The sequence below is a fragment of the Asanoa hainanensis genome, assembly GCF_900188485.1.
Classification (GTDB): Bacteria; Actinomycetota; Actinomycetes; order Mycobacteriales; family Micromonosporaceae; genus Asanoa; species Asanoa hainanensis.
The window spans coordinates 26,537-49,886 of sequence record NZ_FZPH01000002.1 but is presented as its reverse complement, the minus strand read 5'-3'; the positions used below and the strand labels follow the sequence as shown (position 1 = coordinate 49,886).

23 protein-coding genes and 1 tRNA gene are annotated in these 23,350 nt (G+C 71.6%); 5 read left to right on the top strand and 19 right to left on the bottom strand.

Going from position 1 to position 23,350, the window contains the following annotated elements:
- Nucleotide 1: 1 nt before the first annotated feature.
- Complete coding sequence (locus tag CHC05_RS03990; protein WP_089246057.1) at nucleotides 2-2,482, bottom strand: putative bifunctional diguanylate cyclase/phosphodiesterase; 2,481 nt, start codon at nucleotides 2,480-2,482, stop codon at nucleotides 2-4.
- Between the two features lie 107 nt (nucleotides 2,483-2,589).
- Entirely contained in the window at nucleotides 2,590-2,787 is a 198-nt protein-coding gene (locus CHC05_RS03985; protein WP_089244828.1) for a hypothetical protein, read from the bottom strand.
- A 212-nt stretch (nucleotides 2,788-2,999) separates the two neighbouring features.
- Between CHC05_RS03985 and CHC05_RS03980 the strand changes: the two genes are divergently transcribed.
- Nucleotides 3,000-3,461: a HEAT repeat domain-containing protein gene (locus tag CHC05_RS03980; RefSeq protein WP_144022471.1), complete on the top strand. Its 462-nt coding sequence runs from the start codon at nucleotides 3,000-3,002 to the stop codon at nucleotides 3,459-3,461.
- Between the two features lie 114 nt (nucleotides 3,462-3,575).
- Here the strand turns inward: CHC05_RS03980 and CHC05_RS03975 are convergent, their stop codons facing one another.
- Both CHC05_RS03975 and CHC05_RS03970 read right to left on the bottom strand, forming a co-directional pair.
- Nucleotides 3,576-4,001: a VOC family protein gene (locus tag CHC05_RS03975; protein WP_089244823.1), complete on the bottom strand. Its 426-nt coding sequence runs from the start codon at nucleotides 3,999-4,001 to the stop codon at nucleotides 3,576-3,578.
- 106 nt (nucleotides 4,002-4,107) lie between these two features.
- Nucleotides 4,108-4,188 (bottom strand) — tRNA-Tyr (locus tag CHC05_RS03970).
- Between the two features lie 147 nt (nucleotides 4,189-4,335).
- Here CHC05_RS03970 and CHC05_RS03965 point away from each other — a divergent pair.
- Entirely contained in the window at nucleotides 4,336-4,833 is a 498-nt protein-coding gene (locus tag CHC05_RS03965) for a YajQ family cyclic di-GMP-binding protein (RefSeq protein WP_089246055.1), read from the top strand.
- 168 nt (nucleotides 4,834-5,001) lie between these two features.
- Here CHC05_RS03965 and CHC05_RS03960 read toward each other — a convergent pair whose 3' ends face one another.
- The 15 genes from CHC05_RS03960 to CHC05_RS03890 all read right to left on the bottom strand — a co-directional run bounded on the left by CHC05_RS03960 (nucleotide 5,002) and on the right by CHC05_RS03890 (nucleotide 20,836).
- Entirely contained in the window at nucleotides 5,002-6,261 is a 1,260-nt protein-coding gene (locus CHC05_RS03960) for an MFS transporter (RefSeq protein WP_089246053.1), read from the bottom strand.
- 87 nt (nucleotides 6,262-6,348) lie between these two features.
- Nucleotides 6,349-7,230, bottom strand: coding sequence for a zinc metalloprotease HtpX (htpX, locus tag CHC05_RS03955; protein ID WP_089244821.1), 882 nt, complete (start codon nucleotides 7,228-7,230; stop codon nucleotides 6,349-6,351).
- A gap of 1,329 nt (nucleotides 7,231-8,559) precedes the next feature.
- On the bottom strand, nucleotides 8,560-10,041 hold the full coding sequence (locus CHC05_RS03950) for an NADH-quinone oxidoreductase subunit N (protein ID WP_089244819.1): 1,482 nt from the start codon (nucleotides 10,039-10,041) through the stop codon (nucleotides 8,560-8,562).
- Nucleotides 10,038-11,552, bottom strand: a complete 1,515-nt coding sequence (locus tag CHC05_RS03945) for a complex I subunit 4 family protein (RefSeq protein ID WP_089244817.1) — start codon at nucleotides 11,550-11,552, stop codon at nucleotides 10,038-10,040. The genes CHC05_RS03950 and CHC05_RS03945 overlap by 4 nt, the downstream gene beginning before the upstream one ends.
- Nucleotides 11,549-13,408 carry an NADH-quinone oxidoreductase subunit 5 family protein gene (locus tag CHC05_RS03940; protein WP_089244814.1) on the bottom strand — a complete coding sequence of 620 codons (1,860 nt, stop codon included), beginning with the start codon at nucleotides 13,406-13,408 and terminating at the stop codon, nucleotides 11,549-11,551. The genes CHC05_RS03945 and CHC05_RS03940 overlap by 4 nt, the downstream gene beginning before the upstream one ends.
- Entirely contained in the window at nucleotides 13,398-13,751 is a 354-nt protein-coding gene (nuoK, locus tag CHC05_RS03935; RefSeq protein WP_089244812.1) for an NADH-quinone oxidoreductase subunit NuoK, read from the bottom strand. Before nuoK ends, CHC05_RS03940 begins: the two co-directional genes overlap by 11 nt.
- A complete protein-coding gene (locus tag CHC05_RS03930) occupies nucleotides 13,748-14,251 on the bottom strand; it encodes an NADH-quinone oxidoreductase subunit J family protein (protein ID WP_089244810.1) in 504 nt (167 codons plus the stop codon). The genes nuoK and CHC05_RS03930 overlap by 4 nt, the downstream gene beginning before the upstream one ends.
- Complete coding sequence (locus CHC05_RS03925) at nucleotides 14,248-14,802, bottom strand: NuoI/complex I 23 kDa subunit family protein (protein ID WP_089244808.1); 555 nt, start codon at nucleotides 14,800-14,802, stop codon at nucleotides 14,248-14,250. The genes CHC05_RS03930 and CHC05_RS03925 overlap by 4 nt, the downstream gene beginning before the upstream one ends.
- A 111-nt stretch (nucleotides 14,803-14,913) precedes the next feature.
- A complete protein-coding gene (locus CHC05_RS03920) occupies nucleotides 14,914-15,678 on the bottom strand; it encodes a hypothetical protein (protein ID WP_245870651.1) in 765 nt (254 codons plus the stop codon).
- Between the two features lie 95 nt (nucleotides 15,679-15,773).
- Nucleotides 15,774-16,496: a response regulator transcription factor gene (locus CHC05_RS03915; RefSeq protein WP_089244806.1), complete on the bottom strand. Its 723-nt coding sequence runs from the start codon at nucleotides 16,494-16,496 to the stop codon at nucleotides 15,774-15,776.
- Nucleotides 16,466-17,593, bottom strand: a complete 1,128-nt coding sequence (locus CHC05_RS03910) for a hypothetical protein (protein WP_089244804.1) — start codon at nucleotides 17,591-17,593, stop codon at nucleotides 16,466-16,468. Before CHC05_RS03910 ends, CHC05_RS03915 begins: the two co-directional genes overlap by 31 nt.
- Nucleotides 17,583-18,833: a sensor histidine kinase gene (locus CHC05_RS03905; protein WP_245870650.1), complete on the bottom strand. Its 1,251-nt coding sequence runs from the start codon at nucleotides 18,831-18,833 to the stop codon at nucleotides 17,583-17,585. The genes CHC05_RS03910 and CHC05_RS03905 overlap by 11 nt, the downstream gene beginning before the upstream one ends.
- A 70-nt stretch (nucleotides 18,834-18,903) precedes the next feature.
- A complete protein-coding gene (locus CHC05_RS03900; RefSeq protein ID WP_089244800.1) occupies nucleotides 18,904-19,311 on the bottom strand; it encodes an ester cyclase in 408 nt (135 codons plus the stop codon).
- The gene (locus CHC05_RS03895) at nucleotides 19,308-20,267 is read right to left on the bottom strand and encodes a complex I subunit 1/NuoH family protein (RefSeq protein WP_089246049.1); all 960 of its coding nucleotides are present in this window, start codon (nucleotides 20,265-20,267) and stop codon (nucleotides 19,308-19,310) included. The genes CHC05_RS03900 and CHC05_RS03895 overlap by 4 nt, the downstream gene beginning before the upstream one ends.
- A complete protein-coding gene (locus CHC05_RS03890; protein WP_089244798.1) occupies nucleotides 20,267-20,836 on the bottom strand; it encodes an NADH-quinone oxidoreductase subunit C in 570 nt (189 codons plus the stop codon). Before CHC05_RS03890 ends, CHC05_RS03895 begins: the two co-directional genes overlap by 1 nt.
- A gap of 22 nt (nucleotides 20,837-20,858) precedes the next feature.
- Here CHC05_RS03890 and CHC05_RS03885 point away from each other — a divergent pair, with 22 nt between their 5' ends.
- The 3 genes from CHC05_RS03885 (at nucleotide 20,859) to CHC05_RS03875 (ending at nucleotide 23,345) form a co-directional block, all read left to right on the top strand.
- Nucleotides 20,859-21,821 (top strand): isopenicillin N synthase family dioxygenase, encoded by a 963-nt coding sequence (locus tag CHC05_RS03885; RefSeq protein WP_089244796.1) that lies wholly within the window; start codon nucleotides 20,859-20,861, stop codon nucleotides 21,819-21,821.
- A gap of 230 nt (nucleotides 21,822-22,051) precedes the next feature.
- Nucleotides 22,052-22,606, top strand: a complete 555-nt coding sequence (locus CHC05_RS03880) for a SigE family RNA polymerase sigma factor (protein ID WP_089244794.1) — start codon at nucleotides 22,052-22,054, stop codon at nucleotides 22,604-22,606.
- Nucleotides 22,599-23,345, top strand: coding sequence for a hypothetical protein (locus tag CHC05_RS03875; protein WP_089244792.1), 747 nt, complete (start codon nucleotides 22,599-22,601; stop codon nucleotides 23,343-23,345). The genes CHC05_RS03880 and CHC05_RS03875 overlap by 8 nt, the downstream gene beginning before the upstream one ends.
- Nucleotides 23,346-23,350 lie beyond the last annotated feature (5 nt).

The following is a 23,350-nucleotide window of genomic DNA, read 5'->3' as shown; positions in this document are numbered from 1 at the left end:
GTCAGGTGACCGCGCGCAGCCGCCGGACCTCGCCCGCGGCGGTCGACTCGGCCTCGGTCTGCGCCGAGAACCAGGCCTCCAGCCGCTCGTAGGGCAGCGGCCGGCTGAACAGGAAGCCCTGCCCGACCTCGCAACCGATGTCCTGCAGGAGCTCGAGGGTCAGCTCGCTCTCGACGCCCTCGGCGACCACGGTCAGGCCGAACTGCTGCGACAGCGTCACGACCGCGTTGACGATCGCCAGGTCGGCCGGGTCGGTCGCCATGCCCTGCACGAACGAGCGGTCCACCTTGACCTCGTGGACCGGCAGGCGGCGCAGATAAGACAGTGACGAGTAGCCGGTGCCGAAGTCGTCGACCGACAGCCGCACGCCGATGTCGCGCAACCGGCGCAAGGTGGGCATCGGACGGTCGGTGCCGTCCAGGACGCCCTCCTCCTTGATCTCGAAGGTCAGGCGGTGCGGCGCCACGCCGTACTCCCCGAGCAGTTCCTGCACCCGGGTGGGGAAATCAGCGTCGATCAGCGTACGCGCGGAGAGGTTGACCGAGATCGACAGCGGATGGTCGGTGGCCTGCCAGTCCCGGCACCGCTTGAGGCCCTCCTTGAGCACCGCCTCGGTCAACCGGGCGAGCTGGCCGGTGTGCTCGGCGACCGCGACGAAGTCCTCCGGCGGCACCGCACCGTGCGCCGGGTGCTCCCAGCGGGCCAGGCACTCGACGCCGAGCAGCCGCCGGTCGGTCAAGGTCACCTTGGGCTGGAAGTAGACCTCGATCTGGTCGTTGTCGAGGGCCCGGCGCAGGTCGCCGGCGAGCGCCAGGCGGCGCACGGAACGCGACTCGAGCCCGGCGTTGAACAGCTGGATGCTGCCGGGCACGGTCTTGGCCGCGGTGGCGGCCAGGTCGGCGCGCTGGAGCAGCAGGGCCGCGTCACTGCCGTGATCCGGGTGTACGACGATGCCGACCGCGGTCTCGACGTCGAGCGTGAGCGAGCCGAAGACCATCTCGTCGCGGATCTGCTGGCGCATCCGGGTGGCCAGCGCCTCGGCGTCCTCGGCGCTGTCGACCCGCAGCGTCACGACGAACTCGTCGCTGCCCAGCCGGCCGAGCAACGCGCCCGAGGGCGCACAGCCGCGCAGCCGTTGGGCCACCTCGGCGAGCACCTGGTCACCCGCGACGTGCCCCATCGACTCGTTGACCTGCCGCAGACCGTCGACGTCGAAGAGCAGGACCGCGACGTGCTCGCCGGGCGCGCCCACGCCGACGGACTCCTCGATCGCGGCGGTGACCCGCCGCCGGTTGGGCAGGCCCGTCAGAGCGTCGTGGTACGCGTCGTGCCGCAGCCGCTCGACCAGCCGCGAGTTCTCCACCGCGACGGCGGCGTGGGCGGCGATGGTCTCCAGCAGGCGGGCGTCGCCGGGCCCGAGCGTCGCGGCGTCACCGAGGCGGTTGGCCACCTCCAGCGTGCCGATCACGGCGGAGCCCGCCCGCAGCGCGACCACGATGGCGTCCTTGGAGCGGGTCGTGCCGAGCTCCGCGCGCAGCTCGTCACCGCCGAGCTTGTGGCCGACGGCGATCGTCTCGCCGGTCTCCCCGACCCGCCGGCGGATGGACTCGGGCACGCCGGTGAGGTCCACCAGCCCCGTGTCGTCGACCCGGGCGCTGAGCAGCACCTCGGGATAGCGGCCGAGGGCGGGCAACCAGAGCGTCGCGTACTCCACCTGGAGCAGTGCCCGCACCCGGTGCAGCAGGACGTCGGTCAGCGTGCCGTCGTGCGGGGTGTCGGCGATCGCGCGGGTTAAGTCGTAGATCTCGCTCAGCGTGCGGTGCTGGCGCACGAACTGCGAATAGGAGCGGTAGGCCGCGAAGAAGCAGCTGGCCAACGCCGCGAGCAGCAGTGCGGCCCAGGCGCCCTGCTGCACGATCAGCAGCGTGATCAGGCCCAGCGTGATGTTGATGCCCGACACGATCAGACCGGGGATCGCGATCTGGTTCAGCACGCGGCTGGAGATCCGGCCCTGCACCAGGGTGATGACGCCGGCGGTGGTGGCGAGGGTCAGCACCGTCATGCCCACCACCGCGACCGCGAGCACCGCGAGGGCATAGGGGCCGGCCTCGCGCGGTGCACCCGGGGCGTGCAGTGGACCGAAAGCGAACACGATGAGGCAGGCCAGTGCCGTGCCGGCGGCGTTGCTGGCCACGTTGAACCAGAGCTTGACCGGCGCCGACCGGTGGATCTGCCGGGAGATGATGACCGCCAGGACGCGCGCCAGCATGAGCGTGAGCGGCGGGATCGCGTACAACGCCAGCAGTAGCGGGATCTCGGTCAGGACGATCTTGAACGCCTGGCGCCGGACCTGGAAGACCAGCGGGTAGAGATCAGCGAGGGCGAACAGGCCGAGAAAGAGCAGGCCCAGCAGCCACGAACCGGCGAAGTCCTTGAGGTTGAGGCCGATGAACAGCGTGACCAGGATGGCGAAGAGGCCCATCGGACCGGTGATCAACCAGGCCAGGTCCTCTGAGCGACGAACGTTGCTTCGAGCAGCGGTCACCGGTTAGCGCCTTCACTGTGGGCGCGTTGACCGCGCCGGCCTGGTCAGCCCCAGTCGAACGAGAATGCCGACAGCGCCGATTCCGACGCCGCGCTCGAGATGGCGGACCCCATCGCGGGCACCTCGGCGTGGTCGACGTAGACCGCTGCGGAGGCGACACCGCCAGCGACCAGGGCGCCGAAGCCGAGGACGGCGAAGACGGCAGCCCGGCCGACCCAACGGCCGAACAAGCGTGCACGCATCTGGCTGCTCCCTGTCGCAGGTGGGACGTTACGAGTAAGGAGATGGTGCCACATCATGCATGGCGACGCACAGAGCATCGGGCCGGGCCCGAACCATCGGCAGATGAAAACCCAACCAATCGTATGAGGCGAACCTTAACCATCGCTTTGGTCGGTCGCATTTGTCCAGTCGGAAGTCCACCACTTCGGCTTACCGAGGTGACAATCCGAGGGTGAACGACCGACCCCGAACGGTGTACGCACCGCCACCGCGCACCCGGATCCTGGCCGAGTGCGAACGGCGCGGGCGCGGCGCGGTGGTGGACGGCTGCATCGCCCTGCTGGCCGGCGCCGACGACCGGGACGCATCGCTCATCGCCGTCCTGGGCGGTCCGGCCGCATCGTGGGCGCTCGATCCGGAGGAGGGCGGTCCGCATTCTTCCCGCTGGTACTGGGTTCGCGTCTGGGCGGCGCGCGGTCTGCTCTGGGCGTGGGACGACCGCGCGGCATCGACCGTGGTGCGCGCCCTGGCCGACCCGCAATGGCGGGTGCGGGAGATGGCCGCGAAGGTGGTCGCCCGCCACGTGGTCGGCGAGGCGTTGACGGCCGTCACCGTGTTGCGGACCGATCCGATCCCCCGGGTACGGGCGGCGGCGCACCGCGCGGTGGTCGCGCTGACCGCTGCCGGCGCCTGACCAGCGGCTTGGCGGACTTTGATCTAGAAGATGGAGACATGCTTTTTCTTGCGAATGGCGCGAACGGCCACCCCTAGATCATCCCCTCCGGGCGTTGGCTCGGCGTTGGTTCTCCTAGGAGCTGGGCGCCGGGCGAGGGGGCCAGTGGCGGTGGGCGTCGTCGTCCGGGCTCATCAGGCCGATCTGGTGACCGTCCGGGTCCGCGACGATCGCGTAGCGCGATCCCCAGAAGGCGTCGAAGGGCACCTGGCGGCTCTCGTACCCGGCATCGACGATCTTCCGCCAGAGCGCGTCGACGTCGTCCCGGCTCGCCACGCGCGTGCCGATCACGCCGCTGCCCGGCTGCTGTCCCGGAGAGCCGCTGTTCCACAGCCGGACCGACTCGGCCTCGTCGAGCTCGACCCGCAACCCGCTCGGGAAGTGGAACTCGACGTGCGGCCCGGTGGGCTCGCCGTCCCAGCCGAGCAGCCGGTAGAAAGCGAGGCTCGCGGCGAGATCGCGGACGACGAGATTGACCTGAGCCACCACCGGACCAGTCATCGATCCAGATTGCCATGGGCCCGCGCAAAAGGCCGACGGATAATTGGCAAAAATGAAACGACCCCCGACCGCGTATTACCGGTCTGGGGTCGTCGGGTAGTGCTTGTGGCGGGTAGAGGATTCGAACCTCTGTAGCTTTCGCGACGGATTTACAGTCCGCTCCCATTGGCCGCTCGGGCAACCCGCCAGGGCGTGCCGCCACACCGGATGCGGCAGCGGAAGCAAGGATAGCGGTAGCACCGGCCCGGAATGCAACCGGGTACGGTCGGCATGTCCCCGCCGCCGTGCCGGCCGTGGACACCGCCAGAACACCGCACCGAGTTGGAGCATGATCATGGCAGCGAACCCGTCCTTCGACGTCGTCAGCAAGGTCGACACGCAAGAGGTCGACAACGCCGTACGGCAGACCGAGAAGGAGCTTGCGACCCGTTTCGACTTCCGCGGCACCGGGGCGGAGATCAGCTGGGCCGGCGGCGAGGCCGCCGTCAACCTCACCGCCGAGACCGAGGAGCGGGTGAAGGCCGCGCTCGAGGTCTTCAAGGAGAAGCTGATCAAGCGGAACATCTCGCTGAAGTCGCTGGACGCCGGCGAGGCCCGTGCCTCGGGCAAGACCTACAAGATCGACGCCAAGATCGTGCAGGGCATCGACACCGAGAAGGCCAAGGCGATCAGCAAGAAGATCCGCGAAGAGGGCCCGAAGGGCGTCCAGGCCCAGATCCAGGGCGACCAGCTCCGCGTGACAGGCAAGAAGAAGGACGACCTGCAGGCGGTCATCACCCTCCTCAAGGGCGGCGACTTCGGCGTGGCGCTGCAGTTCACCAACTACCGCTGACCCAGCGGTCCGCTCTTCTCGGCCCGGCCGCGGCACCCGCGACCGGGCCGAACCGCGTCACCCGCGCTGGGCCCCGATCGGCCTCCCACGCAAGCGCGACCGCCTCCATGCGTACGACGTCGCGGTTCTCGGCCCGCACGGTCGGACCCCGCGAGCGCGACCGGCCCGTCAGACAGCTTCGGGCTCTAGTGCCGCGTTCAGGCGTGCCGCCGCGTGTTTTTCGGCTCGGGCGATCGGGCCTCCGGCCGGGGCCGCGACCAGCGCGCCCACCGCCACCGCTACCCCCGCGAACACGAACGCCCACGGTGGGCCGGCCTTGTCGACGAGCCAGCCCGCGCCGGCGCCGCCGACGGCCGACGCTCCGACCGACACGGTCACCACCCACGTGTAGGCCTCGTTCAACATCGACCCAGGGGCGATCCGGCCGACCATCGTGTTCTCCACGACCAGCCCGGGCGCGATCACTACGCCGCCGAAGACCAGGGCGATGCCCAGCCACAACGGCGATGGCATGACCGCGAAGACCACGAACGTGCCTGCCAGCATGGTCAACAGGACGGTGAACTGACGCGTCATGTTGGCCGCCGGCCGCCGGGTGCCAAACCAGAAGCCTCCGGTCGCGCTGCCCACCGCCCAGATCGACAGGAGCAACCCGGCCAGGGTGTCCGGGTTCGACACCCCCTCGGCGGCGGCGAAGGCCGGCACCGTCACCCCGGTCGCGCCGAAGGCCGTGCCCAGGCCGAAGACGCAGACCAGCAGGGCCGGGAAGCCCGGGACCTTCAGCGGGCCCAGGCCCTTCGCGTGGGTCGACGGCGGGTGCGGTCGCCAGCCGCGCATGACCTTGCCCAGGGCCACCACGACCGTGCCGACCAGGGTGACCACGCCGGCGCCGAGCAGCGCCGCGGTGGCGTCCGCGAAGAGCAGGAAAGCCGAGACCAGGAGCGGGCCGAGTACGAAGACGAGCTCGAACAACGCCGTCTCGGCGGCCAGGGCGAGGTTGCGCAGGGCGTACCGGCCGGTGGCGGGTGCCGTCACGTCGTTCCAGGCACCGCGCAGCGCCGCGCTCATCGGTGGGAAGGTCGCGCCGGCGACCGCGCTGGCCGCGTAGATCACGGCCAGGCCGTTGTCGTGGGCGACGACCAGGGCCAGCAGGGCCAGGGGGTGCGCCACGCCCGTCACGAGCAGCACGGGAGTCGGGCCGATCCGGTCAGCGACCCGCCCGGCGAGTGGGCTGAGCAGCGCTCCGGCCACCGCGTAGATGCCGCCCGCGATGCCCGCCGTCGTGAAGCGTCCGGTGACGTCCTCGACCACCAGCAGGAGGGCGAGCGGGGTCATGCCGATGCCGAGCCGGCCGATGATGCCGAAGACGAACAGCACCGGCGCGCCTGGGATCCGCCAGACCACCAGGTACTGCCGCAGCGCTGCCACCGAAATCACCCCTGTAACGACCGAAAGACCAGCCGAACCTAACGGTCGACTGGTCTTCCGGCCTAACTGTTTACGAGGTGACGCAGGTTACCGGAACTGGACCGGTCCAACCTGGCGGTTGGCCATCTCCTCCAGCCGGCGGACCCGGTCGGCCATCGGCGGGTGGGTGGAGAACAGCTTGGCCATGCCCGCACCGCGCAGCGGGTTGGCGATCATGAGGTGCGCGGTGGTCGTGTACTGGTTGTCGGCCGGCAGCGGGAGCTGCCGGGCGCCGGCGTCGATCTTGCGCAGCGCGCTGGCGAGCGCCAGCGGGTCGCGGCTGAGCGCGGCACCGGAGGCGTCGGCCTGGTACTCGCGGTTCCGGCTGATCGCGAGCTGGATGATCGACGCCGCGAACGGGCCGAGGATCAGCATCGCGAAGAAGACGGCCGGGTTCTGACCCTCGTCGTCGTCACCGCCACCCACGGGCAGGAACCACGCCAGGTAGGCCAGGAACGTGATCATGCCGCCGATCGCCGCCGCCACGCTGGAGATCAGGATGTCGCGGTTGTAGACGTGCGACAGTTCGTGACCGATCACCGCACGCAGTTCGCGGTAGTCGAGGATCTGGGTGATCCCGGTGGTCACGCAGACCGCGGCGTGCTGGGGGTTGCGCCCCGTGGCGAACGCGTTGGGCTGCATCGTAGGGCTGACGTAGAGCCGGGGCATCGGCTGCCGAGCGTCCGCCGCGAGCTCCCGCACCATCTGGTAGAGCGCGGGGAACTCGGCCTCGCTGACCGGCCGGGCCCGCATCGACCGCAACGCGATCTTGTCAGACCAGAAGTAGCTGGTGCCGTTGAGCAGCAGCGAGATGATCAGGGCGATAACCAGACCGGACGTACCGGCGACCGCGAAGCCGATGCCGAGAATGAGCGCTGTGAGCAGGCCTAGAAGCGCGGCCGTCTTGAGGCCGTTGAAATGCCTGTGCAACGCGTCCCTCCTTCAGAACGCGGGTGGGGTGATCCCGCTGAACTGTTCAACACCCCGCTATCCATCGACCATGCCCGGGCCGGCTGTGAGTTCGCTGAACGCGAAACCACGAAACAGAACAAACGGCGATCCAGGGAACAAAATCAGGATCGAGATCGGGATCGAGATCGGGATTTCCCGGGTTCGTCGGGGGCCGGACCGTTGCTCCCGCCGGGGACCGGGCCGGGCCCTGGGGGGCCCGTCCCTGCCAGGTCCGCGGCACACGAACCAAAAACCCAGCCGCGTCGCTCCGCCAGCAGGTTGCCCGCCCGGGGGGCGACTGTGGTGGGGCTTAGTGCTCCTGGTCGTGTCTCGGGGGCTTTGCCCCCGAACCGCACCCGAACTCCGGCCACCCACCCGGAAGAAGCCAGCCCCTCGCGGTTCCACGCGATCCGCCTGGGCGGAGTTCGCTCGTCGGGTCTACGGGGCTTCGCCCCAAACCCACCCGAACCCCAGCCACCCAAACCGAAGAAGCCAACCCCCTCACGGACCCACACAATCCGCCTACGCGAAGTTCGCTCGTCGCGTCTCCCGGGGCTTCGCCCCAAACCCACCCGAACCCCAGCCACCCAAACCGAAGAAGCCAGCCCGCCGCCGAACCCCACGCAACCTGGCCGGGCGGCGCCCGCTGGGCGCGTCCCCTGCGCCTTGTCCCGGAACCCACCCGAACTCCGGCCGGCCGCGAAGAGGAAGCCAGCCCGCTGCCGAATCCAGGCAAGCTGCCTGGGCAGAGTTCGCTGGTCGTGTTTCCGGGGCCTTGTCACGGACCCACCCGAACCCCGGGCACCCACCAGGAGAAAGCCAGCCCGCCGCCAAACCCCACGCAACCTGGCCGGGCGGCGCCCGCTGGGCGGGTCTCCGGGGCCTTGTCGCGGAACCCGCCCGAACTCCCGCCGGCCGCGAGAGGAAGGCTGCCCGCTGCCGAATTCGGGCGAGCTGGCTGGGCGGAGTTCGGTGGTCGGGTTTCCGGGGCTTTGCCCCGGTCCCCACCCGAGCTGCGGGGACCCAGGGGAAGGGGCGGGTCCCGTTCTCGGACTTCGCAAGGGCATCAGGATCTCCGGGCGGTGACAAGGTCGTACGTCCAGCAGGGCGCTCCACCTTGTCACCGCCCGGAGATCCTGATTGGTGGGCTACGCCCGACAACGGGACCCGCCCCTAGGCGGCGGCTTTATCGTCTGCTCGGGTCGCTTTGAAGACCGATACATCGGGCACCGTCTCGCCGCCGGGTCGTCCGGCAGATCAACGCCACCGGTCACCCAGCCCCGGAACGGCCACTACGGGCTTTGGTTCTTAGCCCGTTGCCCAGTTCAGGACCAACTGTGGCGCGAAGCCGACCGCTATGGCGAAGGCCGTCGCCGCTGCCAGTACTCCGGCTGCTGGCCACGGGATTGCGCGGGTTGGGCGGTTCAGTGGGTCTGGGGCGTAGAGCAGTGCCGCTACGCGGACGTAGTAGGCCAGGCCGATCACCGCGTTCAGGGCGACGATTACCGCTAGCCAACCCGACGAGCCCGTCAGTAGGGAGCGGACCACGGCTACCTTGGCGAACAGGCCCGCTAGGCCCGGTGGCAGGCCGGCCAGGCCGATCAGGGCCAGCGCCAGCGCCGCGCCGACCCAGCGGGTGCGGCGGGCGGCGCCGCGGTAGGAGTCCAGGCGGCCGCCGTCGGCGGTGGGCTCGCGGAGCGCTACTACCGCGGCGAAGGCGCCTAGCTCCAGCACCACGAAGAAGACCGTGTAGGACACCGCCGCCGTGATCGCGGTGTCGAAGGCCTCGCCCGTGCGCCCGGGAGACAACGCCAGCGCGCCCAGCGGCGCCAGGATGTAGCCCGCTTGGGCTACCGACGACCAGGCCAGCAGGCGGGTCATCCGGATTTGGCGCAGGGCCACCAGGTTGCCGACCGTCATCGTCAGGACCGCTAGCGCGGCCAGCACCGGGCCCGTTACCGCCGGCGGCAGCGCGACCGTGACCACCGCCAGCAGGGCCATCACGCCGCCCAGCTTCGATGCTGTCGACAGGTAGGCCGCCACCGGCAGCGGGGCGCCGTCGTATGTCGGCGGTGCCCACGCGTGGAACGGCACCGCGGCGACCTTGAAGGCCAGGCCCAGCACGAGCAGGGCGATGCCGGCCGAGGTGAGTGGGAGGTCCAGTGCGCGCACCGGGTCGCCGCCCGCCAGCGAGACGTCTCCGGTCAGGGCCGGCCCCAGCGAAGAGAGATGCAGGCGGCTCGTCACCGCGTAAAGCAGGGCAGCGCCCAGCAGCGACACCGCCGTCGCCACGACGCTGACCACGAAGAAGGTGACCGCAGCGGCCGCGCTCTCCATGGTTTGGCGGCGCATGCCGACCAGCACGTACAAGGGGAGGGTCAAGGTCTCCAGGGCGATGATCAGGGTGATCAGGTCGCCCGCCGAGGCCAGCACGACGCCGCCGGTCATGGAGCAGGCGAGCAGGAAGCAGTACTCCCCCGCCGGGGCCACACCCGCGCGCAGCAGCGGCGCCGAGAGCAGCAGCACGCCCGCCGTCAAGAAACCGAACAACGCCGCGAACAGCGCGGACCGGCTGTTGACGACGTAGGAACAGCCCTCCGGCAGGCAGAAGGTCGCGCGGGCCCCGGAAAAAACGATCGCGACCACCGCGGTCGCCACCGCCCCGCAGACCGCGACCACCAGGGTGACGGCCCGGCGGGCCACGAACAGGTCCGCCAGCAGCACCAGCACCGCCGTGGCGGCCGCCAGGTAGCCCGGCAGCAGCGCGACATGGTCGACGGACTGGGTCACGGGGTCACCGCCTCGACCAGCGATTGCACCGGCGCCGCCGACAGGCCGAGCACCACCGCGGGCACCAGGCCGACCAGCAGGGCCAGCACCACCAGCGGCGACCAGGCGACGAGTTCCGCACCGCTCAGGCGCACGGCCGGTGGAGCGGCGACCGCGGGCGAGGCCGCGCCGTGGGTGACCTTGCGCAGCATGCGCAGGAAGTACGCGGCGGTCAGCGCGCCACCGATCGCCGCCAGCACGCCCAGCGTGATCCAGCCGGCGCCGCCCCGCTCGAAGGCGGCCACGACCGCGAACGCCTCACCCCAGAAGCCGGCCAGGCCCGGCAGCCCGAGCGACGCGATGGCCGCGAACGCCAGCAGCCCCGACAGCCACGGCGAGCGCTCGCGCAGCCCGCCGAGCACCGCCAGGTCGCCGGTGTGGAACCGGTCCTTGACCGCGCCGGCCAGGAAGAACAGCAGGCCCGTGATGATGCCGTGCGCGACGTTGCCGATCAGCGCGGCCTGGATGCCGGTCGCGGTCAGCGTCGCGACGCCGAGCAGGACGAAGCCCATGTGGCCGACGCTCGAATAGGCGATCAGGCGCTTGAGCTCGGTCTGGGCGAGACAGACCAGGCAGCCGACCAGGATCGCCGCGACCGCGAGCGCGCCCAGCAGCGGCGCGGCCCAGCGCGCGCCCTCGGGTGCCACGCCGACGGCCACCCGGATCAGCCCGTACGTGCCCATCTTGAGGAGCACCCCGGCGAGCAGCACGCTGCCCACCGTCGGCGCCTGGGTGTGTGCGTCCGGCAGCCAGGTGTGCAGCGGCCAGAGCGGGCTCTTGACCGCGAACGCGATCGCCAGCAGCGCGAACGCGGCCAGTTGGGTGTTTCGCGTCAACACCGTGCTCGAGGTGAGCGTGACCAGGTCGGCCGTGCCGGCCGCCGCGACCACCGTGAAGACGCCGACCAGCAGCAGGACCGAGCCGAACAGCGTGTAGAGGGCGAACTTGCGGGCCGCGTGCCGGCGGCGCTCGCCACCCCAGCCGGCGATCACCGCGTACATCGGCAGCAGCACGACCTCGAAGAACACGAAGAACAGCACCAGGTCGAGGGCCAGGAAGGTGCCCAGCATGCCGACCTCGACGACCAGCAGCAGCGCGACCAGCGTCGAGCCACGGCCGCCGGCGGGCACGTGCCACCAGGTGTAGAGGCAGCACAGCAGGGTCAACAGCGTGGTCAACACGACCAGGGGGTACGAGACTCCGTCGACACCGAAATGCAGCCGCAGGTCGAGTGCCGGCACCCAGGACGCGTCGACCGAGGTCCACGGCACGATCGGGGGCGCGCCCGAGGCGGCCGGGGTGTAGGAGAACCAGCCGGTGGTGTGCGAGTAGGCGCCGAGGAGCAGGCTCGCGACGAACGCCAGTGCGGCGAACACGGTGCCGAAGAGCCGGCCGGCCCGGTCAGGGAACAAGGCGCCAAGAGCGCCCACCGCGGGCAGGGCGAGCACCGCGACCAGCAACGCCTCGCTCATGTCGCACTCCCGTAGAGCGCCGCCGCGAACGCGAACAGCAGCACGCCGGCCAGCAGGGCGGTCGCGGCCCGGGGCAGCCCGGCCCGGTGCCAGGCGGCGAGCACGTCACCCGCGTCGGCGGTGCCCTGACCGGTGCCCTCGACCGCTCCGTCGACCACCCGCTGGTCGGCGGTCGAGACCCGGCGGGCCAGCGCCCGCACCGGACGGACCACGAGCCGGTCCTGGACGTTGTCGAGCCAGAACGCGTTGTCGAACGTGGACCGCAGCGGGCCGAGGAACCGGGCCGGGTCGCGTGCCGCGTCCCGCCGCCACAGCACCCAGACCAGCACCAGCCCGACCGCCAACAACGCCAGCGGGGCGGCCGTCTCGGCGCCGAGGTGGGACAGCGAGACCTCGGGCAGGTCGACCACGAACGGGGTCAGCCGCGAGCCGAAGCCGTCGGCGAACGCCAGCAGCCCGAGCAGCGCGCTCGGCACGGCCAGCACCACCACGGGCACCGTCATCGGCCAAGACGGCTCGTGGGCCGACGAGGCCCCGGGCGACCGGGGTGCGCCGAAGAACGTGCGCAGCCAGAGGCGGCCGGCGTACCAGGCGGTGACCAGCACCCCGGCGAGGCCGACGCCGTAGACCACATCCGGCAACCAACCAGCCGAGGACGAGGAAGCGGCGTGCAGCACCGCGTCCTTGCTCCAGAAGCCGGCCAGCGGCGGCAGCCCGATCAGCGCGCCGAGCCCGATGGTCATGGACCAGAACGTGGCCGGCATCCGCCGGCGCAGCCCGCCCATCGCGGACATCGAGTTGCTGCCCACCTCGTGGATGATCGAGCCGGCCCCGAGGAACAGCAGCGCCTTGAACGCGGCGTGGGTGAGCAGGTGGAACAGCGCGACCGCGGGCGCACCGACGGCGAGCGCGGCCGCCATGTAGCCGATCTGCGAGACGGTCGACCAGGCCAGCACCCGTTTGATGTCGTCCTGGGCGGTCGCGGCGAGCGCGCCGATCAGCACCGTGACCACGGCCATGATGCCGAGCACGGTCAGCGACGGGTCGCCGAGCACGAACACCGGGTAGAGCCGGGTCACCACGTAGATGCCGGCGGCGACCATCGTCGCGGCGTGGATCAGGGCGGAGATCGGCGTCGGGCCGGCCATCGCGTCGGGCAACCAGGTGTGCAATGGGAACTGCGCGCTCTTGCCGGCGACCCCGGCGAGCAGCAGCAGCGCCGCGGCGGTCACGGTGGCGGCCGGCAGGCCGGGCAGCGCGGCCAGCACCTGCGTGATCCAGAAGCTGCCCGCGTTGACGCCCAGCAGCACGATGCCGAGCAGGAAGCCGATGTCACCCACCCGGGTGACCAGGAACGCCTTCACCGCCGCCGCGGGTGCCTCGGGCAGGCGCCGGTCATGGCCGATCAGGAGGTACGAGCAGATGCCCATGATCTCCCAGCCGACCAGCAGCAGAATCAGGTCGCCGGCCACCACGACCAGCAGCATCGCGGCGGTGAACAGGCTGATCTGGGCGGCGTACGGCGGATAGCGGTCGTCGTCGTGCAGGTAGGCGGTCGAGTAGACCTGGACCGCCAGCGCGACCACGCCGACCGCGACGGCCACCAGCGCCGCCGCCGAGTCGATTCGCACGCCCGCGGTGACCGACAGGTTGCCGATCTGGACCCACTCGACGACGGTCTCGAACGGCTCGTCGACGCGGACCGCGAGCAGGATCGCGACGACCAACGCCCCGGTGGCGCCCGCGATGCCGAGCAGAGCCGCCGCGTTCTTCGACCGCAGCGGCAGGACAAAACCCGAGAGAGCCGCCACCAGGGGTACGACGGGCAGCAGCGGCCCGAGGACGTCAACGCTCATGCGCGACCATCCGCGGCTCGTCGAGCTCGCTGGCCGGCGCGGCGTCCAGCCGCACGGTGTCGACCGCGACGCTGGACCGCAGCCGGTAGAGCTGGAGGACGATGGCCAGGCCGACGCCGACCTCGGCCGCGGCGAGCACGATGACGAACAGGGCGAAGACCTGCCCGCCGTGCGGCAACGTGGCGCGGACCGTGGTGTCGGCGGTGACCAGGATCAGGTTGACCGCGTTGAGCATGAGCTCGACGGCCATCAGCACCAGGACCGCGTTGCGCCGGCGGAGCACCCCGTAGACGCCGGCGCCGAAGAGCAGCGCGGCGACCACGTACGGGATGACCGGTCTCAAGATTTGCTCCCGATGTCCGGCCGGGACACGATGATGGCTCCGACCAGCGCCGCGAGCAGCAGCACGGAGAGCACCTCGAACGGCAGCACCCAGGAGCGGAACAGCTCGGTGCCGATGGCCTCCGCGTTGCCCGGCCCCGGCAGGTCGACCTTGGTGAAGCGGAACGCGTCGGCGAACAGCGCCGCGAGGCCGAGCCCGGCGCCGCCGCCGATCAGCGCCGCGGGCAGCCCGGGGCGGTTGAGGTCGGGCGAGCGGCCGATCGGCGCCCGGGTGAGCATCACCGCGAACAGCAGCAGCACCACGACGGCGCCGACGTAGATCAGCACCTGGACCCAGGCCACGAGCTCGGCGGTGAGCACGAGGTAGAGGCCGGCGATGGCGCCGAGACAGACGACCAGGTAGAGGCCCGCCCGGACCAGTTGGTCGGTGGTCACCACGAGGGCGCCGGCACCCACCGCCACCGCCCCGAGGGCCAGCAGCAGCACGTCGGCGCCCGTCACCTCGGTGCCCTCGGCGGCCGGGCCGGGCGGCCGGCGTCGGGCTCGCCGCCGGCGGCGCGCTTGGCCGCGGTGGACTCCTCCTTGGCCGGCTCGCCGTTGGGGTCGTGCGCGGGCGGCGGCGGCACGGTGGCCATCCACTCGCCCAGCTGGTCCTTGTCGTGCAGGAGGTTCTTGATGTCGTATTCCGCGTATTCGAATTCCGGCGACCAGTAGAGCGCGTCGAACGGGCACGCCTCGATGCAGATGCCGCAGTACATGCACAGCGAGAAGTCGATGTCGAAGCGGTCGAGCACGTTGCGCTGGCGGGCCCGGGCCGCGCCCGGCACCACGACCTCTTCCTTGTGCGAGTCGATGTAGATGCACCAGTCGGGGCACTCACGCGCGCACAACATGCACACCGTGCAGTTCTCGGCCAGCAGCGCGATCACTCCGCGCGACCGCGGCGGCAGGTCAGGGGCCACGTCCGGGTACTGATGGGTGTGCGAGCGACGCGTCATCGTCTTCAACGTGACGGCGAGGCCCTTCGCCAACCCTGCTCCGGGTACACCCATGACCCATATCCTGCCGTGAGTGGTTGTCTTGATTCAATCCGTGCGCCCAATGCGAACAGGACGCCCCTGTCGGGACGCCCTGTTTGCCGGGGAGGGACGGAAGCCGACAGCCTAGGCGGGGCCGCCGCCAGCCAGGCCCCACTGTTGCTGGACCGGGGCCGGGTGGTAGTAGTCGTCGCGGTTGACGAACTCGACCGGCAGGCCGCCCGGCAGGGCGACGCCACGCTGCGGGTCGGTGAGCTCGTCGAGCAGCAGGGCCGAGCCGGCCCGCAGTTGCAGCGCGTCGCGGTCGCGCGGCGAGAGCTCGACGATGTCGGGGTTGGTCAGGCGGAACTGGGCGATCGAGCGGCGCACCGTCAGCGCGAGCTCCCGGCCGTCGGCCGCGACACCACCGGCGAGCATCAGCGCCGGGCGGCGGTTGGACCGCATCGAGTCGCAGACGATCAGCACACCCTGCGGGCCGGGCGGCGGCAGCAGGTGCAGCTTCCACGGCCACTGCCAGAGGATCTGGCCGGTGGCGACCCGAGTGCCGCCGCCGAGTGCGGGGCGGCGCTTCGGCCGCGGTCTGGCGAAGGACGGCGCCGAGCGGTGCCGGGGCGCACCGACACGGGCCAGGTCCCAGTCGTCGCAGACGTACGCGAGCCGGCGATCGGTGATCGTCACGTCGGCGTACCGAGGCAGCGTCCAGCGGCGCTCGGCGTGGCCGTCGCCCGTCGGGCCGACCAGGTAGCCCGTGACGTTGACCTGCCCGCGCCACAGCATCTCTTCGCCCGGCTCGAGCACGACGGCGCGCTGGCGGTCGAGCATCGGGCCGGAGTCGTCGGCGGCCGGGTCGTCGAACCGGTATGGCTGGATGAAGAAGGGTGTGGCACTCATGGGGAGGGGCCTCCAGGGTGAGGAACCTGTCACCATGTTGGCCTTACCGCCACGCAGTGTCATGACAGTCAACCGGGGGTCGTTCGATCGGCGGGTTAGGGCAATGGCCGATCGGGTGAGGCGTATGACCGGTACGTCCCAATCTCCTCGGGGCGGATCAGCCCGTCCTCGATGGCCCGCGCTAGCAGTGCCGACTTGGTCGCCGCCGGCCGCCCGGCCCGCGCGTACTTGATCCGCGCACGGTCCACGTATTGCTTGACCGTGTGCTCGCTGATCTGCATCCGCTTGGCCACCGACGCCTTCGACATCGACTGGAACCAGAGCAGCAGCGCCTCGCGCTCCTTGTCGGACAGTGCCGGCCGGGAGCTGCGACGGTCACCGACCATCGCACCGGCCAGCGACGGTGGAACGTAAGGCCGGTCGGCCGCGGCGGCCAGCACCGTCTCGACACAGTGGTCGCGTCCCTCGTGCTTGGCCAGGAACGCCACCGCGCCGGCGTCGAGCACCGCCAGGATCGTCGACGGCTCGTGGTGCTCGGAGTAGACCACCACGCGCTGGCCGGCCGCGCTGAGCTCGCTCACCTTGTCGATCGCCATCCGGCCGTGCAGCCGCAGGTCGAGCAGGATCACGTCGGCCGGGCCGACGGTCAGCACGGCGTCGACGTTGTCGCCCGTCGCGACCACTTCGAGCCGCGGGTCGGCGGCCAGCCAGGAGCGGACACCCTCGAGCACCACGGGGTGGTCGTCGACGATCGCGACCGAGGTCCGCGCGCCCCCCGACCCGTACGTCATGCCGCTCGCCACCGTGTCTGCGTCCATACCAGTTCCTCGTCCCGCTCGTACCAGTAGTCCACTACGCCGTCCATCGGCCAGGAATGCGACTCCTTGGCCGGCCCCGCCGTCGCCGGGGTGGTCAGGCTGACCACGACCTCGTCGGGCTGCGCCACCACCGTCACCCGGGCCCAGTCCCGTGCCGTCGCCAGCGTCGCCGCGAGCGGCTCGGCCAGCCGGCGCCGGATCGCCACGTCGAGCACAGGGAGCTCACCGACCGCGATCAGGTCGACCGGTACGCCCTGGCGCTCCGCCACGTCGACGCAGGCGCGCAGCTCGTGCAGCAGGGGGTCGGGCACGTCGTCGGACTCGGCGATCAGCCGGCGGAGCTGGGCCGCGGCGAGCGCGCAGGCCCGCTGGACGTCGGGGTCGGCCGGGTCGGCGCGGCCGGTGGCGAGGTCGTGCAGCAGCGCGCCGCCGGCCTCGGAGACGATGCCGAGCCGGTGCTGGCGCTCCCGCTGCGCGTGTGCCGCACCGAGGCGCTCGGACTCCAGCGCGGCGCGCGCCGCCTCGTTGGCGGCCGCGGACCTGGCCGTGTCGCGCAGCACGCCCATCGCCGCGACCAGCGCGATCGGCAGCACGCCCGTGCCGTAGACGTACATGACGAACCGGCTGAGGTCGACGGCGCCGCTGCCGGTGTTGGCGGCGACCACGCCGATCAGGCCGAACGCGGCGTTGGCCGCGAGCACGGCGACGAGGGCGGCGACGCCACGGTCGTAGAGCAGCAGGATGGCGAACCACCCGATCGTGCCCCAGGCCCAGTTGTAGGCGTTGAAGAAGCCGCCGTCGGGGACGACCGCGATGACCAGCACGTCGACGATCAGCAGCACGGCCAGCAGCGGGACGACCGGCACGGCGAAGCCGTAGAACAGGCGGGCGGTGGCCAGCACGCCGACCAGGCTGAACAGCACCCAGCCGGCCAGCGCGGCCCACGGCACCCGGTAGTCGTCCCAGCCGCCGACGAGGCCCGGCACGTTGACCCCGATGTGCCAGCCGAACGCGATGAAGACGGCTGCCATCCGGCCGCCGCGGTCGACGTTGGACACGACGGCCGCGCCGGCGACCCGCAGGCGCTCAGCTGACATCGGCCCACTCCAGGTGGATGCGGGTGCCGTTGCCGGGTGCGGTGTCGATCCGCGCGGTGCCGCCGACCGAGGTCATCCGCGCCATGATCGACTCACGGATGCCGTAGCGGTAGGGCGGGATGGCGGCCATGTCGAAGCCCGGCCCGACATCGATCACCTCGACCACGACGGCGTCCCGGGTGTGGTGCAGGCGCAGCCAGGCGACCGAGTTCTCGGCGTGCCGGACCACGTTGGACAGGGCGGCGTCGGCGCTCTCGGCGATCGCGTCGGCCACGACCGAGGGCACGCGGCACGGCTCCAGGGCTGCGGTCAGCGGATAGCCCTCGTAGCGCTCGACGACCAGCCGCAGCCGCTCGTCGAGGGACACCTTGGCGGCCGGGTCGAGCACTGCCCGGCGGGCCGGGTCGAACAGGGTACGGAGGTCGGACGAGGCCCGGGCGCGGAGCATCGCCGACTGGCTCGCGACACCGCCGAGGCCGACCATGGTCAGCGTGGAGAGCACGGTGTCGTGCAGGTCGCGGTTCTGCTTGCGCTCGGCCTCGCGGGCGGCCCGGGCGATCACCGTCTCGCGGTGGGCGCTCTGGTAGGCGGTGAACACGCTGTCGGCCGCGCGGCCGCTGCGCCGGGTCAGGTAGACCAGCCCCGCGGCGAGGAAGCTCTGGAGCACCAGCACCGCGGAGTGGCTGACCGCCTCGCCGGTCTGGCCGGCCAGGATCGCGCCGACGCAGTAGGCGGCCGCGATGACGAGCCCGAGCAGCACGCCGTGCACGACCCGCAGCGCGAACTGCGCGGTGATGATCGAGGTGCTGGCCAGCACCGCGACCCAGCTCACGCCGCCGGGCATCACCTCGGGCGACACCAGCACCCGCATCGCCAGGCAGGCGGTGATGGTCAGCGCGCAGTCGACCAGCACGATCCGGGCGCGGATGCCGTTGTCGATCGTCTGCCGGTAGAACACGAAGGACCAGATCGTCAGCACGACCACGGCCAGCGCCAGCGGCACCGCCTGGACCGGTGGCTCCCGCACCGCGAGGGCGACCGTCGCGACCGCGATGCCGCAGCTGAACCGGATGGCGGCCGGGAACACCGCGTAGACCCGGGCCAGGGCGAGGCCGGCCGGGTTCGAGGTGGGCTCCGCGTCGGGCGCCGCGGGCACCGGTGCCATGGAGATCGGCTCGGGCGCCGACCACGGCCGGTCCGGCGGACCGGAAGGCGGCCGCCGGAGGCTGGGAGTGGGCACCGACGCACCCAGACGCGTGTCGATGTCGGCATTCAACCACGCATTGCGAGCGTACGGTCGCCTGGAGGGGTTAACCCGGAGGCAACATTTCGACACCTAGTTGCTGAAGCAGTTGGAACAGCTCGTTGATGCTCCAGACGTCGGAGATCAGCCCTTCGGTGTCGAACCGCAGGAACGTGGCACCCGAATAGCTGACCACCGTGCCCGTTGGTGGCACCGGCCCGAATTGACCCGTCTGGGTGCCGGCGGCCCGCCAGTGCACCGCCGCCCGCTCGCCGCTGACGATCAGGTCGACGATCTTGTAGCGGAGGTCCGGAAAGGACGCGCGCCGCTCCTGGTGCCAGGCGAGCACGCCGGCCGGGCCGCTCGTGCCAAGGCCGGGACAGTCGGGCGCGATCAGCTCGTACGCGGTGGCCTCGTTGTGGCCGTTCCAGACGTCGGTGATCAGCCGCCGGACGGTGGTCTCGCGGTTGCTCACAGCGCCACCCGCACGGCCGCGGTCAGCACGAGCTGGCCCAGCGACACCGGCACCAGGACCAGCCAGCACAGGCGCTGCAACTGGTCCTCGCGCAGCCGGGGGTAGGCGACCCGGAACCAGATCACCACGAACGCGACCGCGAAGATCTTGACCAGCGTCCACAGCCAGCCGAGCTGGTCGTCGAACGGGCCCTTCCACCCGCCGAGGAACAGCACGGTGGTCAGCGCCGCGATCACCACGATGCCGACGTATTCCGCGAGCAGGAAGAACGCGAACCGCAGGCCGGTGTATTCGGTCAGATAGCCGAACACGAGCTCGGAGTCGGCGATCGGCATGTCGAAGGGCGGACGGCGGATCTCGGCGAGCCCGGCCACGAAGAACACCACCAGCGCCGGGAGCTGCCAGAGCAGCCACCACGGCCGCCACGCCTCGACGATGCCGGTCAGGCTCAACGTGCCGGCCGCCATCGCGACGCTGGCCGCGGCCAGCACCATCGGCAGCTCGTAGCCGAGCAGCTGGGCAGCGCCGCGCAGGCCGCCGAGCAGGCTGTATTTGTTGGCCGAGGCCCACGCCGACATCAGCACCGCGACCACGCCGAAGCCGAGCACCGCGAGCACGAAGAACAGCCCGACGTCGAGGTTCTGGCCGACCAGGTCGCCGGGACCGAGCGGAATGACGAGCAGCACCAGCAGGTACGGAACCAGCGCCACCATGGGCGCCAGGCGGAACACCGCCCGGTCCGCGGCGGCCGGCGTCACGTCCTCCTTCTGCACGAACTTGATGCCGTCGGCGATGAGCTGGGCCCAACCGTGGTACGCGCCGGCGTACATCGGGCCGAGCCGGCCCTGCATGTGCGCCATCACCTTGTGCTCGGTCTGGCCGACGACCAGCGGGAGGACCAGGAACGCGGCGACGACGCCGACCACCCGGACGAGGATCTCCAGCCAGAGCGGCATCAGGCCGGCCCCCACTCGCCCGGAGCCGGGACACCCGGCGGGCGCATCGGCGCGCGCTTGGCGGTGCCGGCCTCGCTCTCCCCCGGCTCCTTGGCGCCCGGCCACGACTTGGCGACCCGGGCGGCGAGCACGAACTCCTTGCGGAGCGGGTGGCCCTCGAACTCGGGCGGCAGCAGCAGCGGCTTGAGGTCGGGGTGCCCGGCGAAGTCGATGCCGAACATCTCGTGGGTCTCGCGCTCGTGCCAGGCCGCGCCCGGGAAGATCGGCACGACCGTGTCGACCACCGGCTCGGCCCGCGGCACCCGGGTGCGCAGCAGGAGACCGTGGTGGTGGCCGGTCGACCAGAGGTGCGCGACCACCGCGAACCCGTCGTCGAGCTCGTCGACCGCGGACAGCCAGTCGAAGAAGTCGCAGGCCAGCGCGGTGTCGTCGCGGGCGACCCGGACCGCCTCGGCCCACCCGGCGGGCGGCACGTCGACGGTCGCGCGGGCGTGGGCGTTGCCGCCGGAGACGGAGGCCTCGCCGGCGACCAGCTCGATCAGCCGCGCTCCGATCTCCTCCGGGGTCATGCGGAGATCCTAGGCTCTGCACATGGCGGAGACGAGGCTCCCGGTGATCGATGTCGGCCCACTGCGGAGCGGCGGCGACCCGGACGGGGTGGCCCGGGAGATCGAGTCCGCCTGCCGGGACACCGGGTTCTTCTACGTGACCGGGCACGGGATCCCGGGCGACCTGCTGGCGCGGATGGACACGGCGGCCCGGGCGTTCTTCGCGCTGCCCGAGGCGGAGAAGCTGGCGATCGCGATGCGGCACGCCGGGCCGGCGTGGCGGGGCTACTTCCCGCTCGGCGGCGAGCTGACCGCCGGGCGGCCGGACCGCAAGGAGGGCATCTACTTCGGCGAGGAGCTGCCCGACGGCGACCCGCGCACCGGGCTCCCGCTGCACGGGCGCAACCTGTTCCCGGCCGGCGATCTGCGCGGTGCGGTGCTCGACTACATCGCCGCGCTGACCGGGTTGGCCCAGGACGTCATGCGCGGAGTCGCCCGGAGCCTGGACCTGCCGGCCGACTACTTCGCGGCCGGTTACACGCGGGTGCCGACGGTGCTGTTCCGGATCTTCCACTACCCGCCGCAGCCGCCGGACACCGACGACTGGGGCGTCGGCGAGCACACCGACTACGGCCTGCTGACGCTGCTGGCGCAGGACCCCAACGGCGGTCTGGCGGTACGCACGCCGGCTGGCTGGGTCGACGCGCCGCCGTTGCCCGGCACGTTCGTCTGCAACATCGGTGACATGCTCGAGCGGCTGACCGGCGGGTGGTACCGGTCGACCCTGCACCGGGTGCGCAACGTGAGCGGCAACGAGCGGCTGTCGTACCCGTTCTTCTTCGACCCGGACTTCCTGGCGGAGGTGCCACCGCTGCCGGGCCGGGCGCGCACGACGGCGACCGGCGAGCCACGCTGGGACGGCGCGGACCCGGTGGCGTTCACCGGCAGCTACGGCGACTACCTGACCGCCAAGGTGGCGAAGGTCTTTCCGGAGCTGTGGGGCTAGGGGCTAATCCGTTTCGGGGCGTTCGTCGAGGCGGTGGTTGCGGTCGGGTAACCGGCCGGCGCGGCGCATGGCGTCTGCCTGCGCCGGGTCGCCGTAGCAGCTGGGGCAGCTCTCGTCGTCGCACGGGTCCTGGACCAGTCGACGGGATTGCGAGCCGTTGATTTGCCGCGATCGCGTCATGGCTCTCAGTTTCACCCCAACAACGCCTCCGCGTCGGCCGAATTACGACAATGAGCACGGCTGCGCTGACGGGATACTGTGTGGGTGCCGTCGACCCCGGGAGAGTTGTGCCCGACAAGCTCGACTTCGCGGAGTTCTACGCCGCGTGGTTCCGCACCCTGACGCATCAGCTGTTCGCCCACACGGGCGATCTGGCCGAGGCGCAGGACGTGGTGCAGGAGGCATTCTGCCGGGCGTGGCCGCGCTGGTCCACATTGGATGACCCCGGCGCCTGGGTGCGGCGGGTCGCGTGGAACCTGGCGACCAGCCGCTGGCGGCGGGCCCGCCGGCTGCTGCACCTGACCCGCGGCGTCCGCGAGGAGCACACCCCGGGGCCGGGCCCGGACGCGGTCGCGCTCCGCGCGGCGCTGGCCACCCTGCCCGAACGGCAGCGCCAGGCCGTGGTGCTGTTCTACCTGGCCGACGTGTCGATCGCCGAGATCGCCGACCTGACCGGCGCGGCCGAGGGCACGGTCAAGTCCTGGCTGCACCGGGGCCGGGCGACGCTCGCGCTGCGGTTGACCGACGACGACGTCCACGCGAGCCCGGAGGTGCGCAGTGCGTGAGCCACCACCTGACCGGCTCGACCGCGCGTTCGGCGAGCTCACCGAGTCGGTCGACCCCTGGCTCCGCCCACCGGGCGTCGAGGCGGTGCGGGAGACCGTCCACCGCCGGCGGCAGCGCCGCGTCGGCGGCGTCGCGGCCGCCGTGCTCGCCGTCGCCGGGGTGATCACCCTGGTCCGGCTGCCGCTGATGGAACAGCCGGCGCACAACATGGCGGAGCCACCAGCGACCGTAGGCAGCGCGACACAACCGAGCGTGCTCCTCCCGCCGTTCGCGCCGCCGACGTCCGCGCCCACCTCGCCGGCGACGAGCCCGCCGGCCACCACGGTGCCCCCCGGTGACAGCGGGCCCGGTTCCAACACCCCGTCGACCGAGCCGGACGGGGTGGCCCTGCCGCCGCCGCCGGAGTGCGTCTCGAAGGTGACCGCCGCCGCCACCGGCAGCCAACTGGTGATCTCGGCCGGGCCGGTCTGCCCCACCGCGGAGATCGCGGTGTCCTGGGTGACCTACGAGACGCAACGCGACGGGACGCAGACGCTGTTCGCCACCGAAAAGCACACGCTGACCGCGCGTGAGCCCAAGGTGACGACCACGCTGCGGGAGTCGTCGATCTGCGTCGGCCCCTGGTACGCGCTGCGCGCGGACCCGCCCATCCCCGTGATCATCGCGGCCGGTGACGTCGCCCCGTTCCCCAGCGACTCGGTGCTGGCCAGCGAGGACGGCGAGATCTGCCTGCGCTGACCGGT